The organism is Opacimonas viscosa, from assembly GCF_024199005.1.
Classification (GTDB): Bacteria; Pseudomonadota; Gammaproteobacteria; order Enterobacterales; family Alteromonadaceae; genus Opacimonas; species Opacimonas viscosa.
Window position 1 is genome coordinate 1 of sequence record NZ_JANATA010000424.1, and the last position, 208, is coordinate 208.

Below are 208 nucleotides of genomic sequence, written 5' to 3' on the forward strand. Positions count from 1 at the left end.
CTCTTCACCTTCCCAATGAAGAATACCGCCTACTGAGTTGGTAATCAGGTTTTCACCGGTTACACCAGGGGTGACACGCTTTTGCAAAAAGAGTAAATCGTGACGGGCTTCCGACTGAACGCGATCAGAAATCTGGGCGTCGAAGTTGATATCCCAGCTATCTGAAGGTCTGAATTGCAAGCCGATGAACAGTGCATCCCGTTCGTCT

At 49.0% G+C, this 208-nt stretch carries 1 protein-coding gene; it reads right to left on the minus strand.

All coding sequences use genetic code 11. The annotated features are described in order from the left end of the window. The coding region (locus tag NLF92_RS14135; protein ID WP_254102911.1) for a hypothetical protein at positions 1–208 on the minus strand (208 nt) is incomplete at both ends.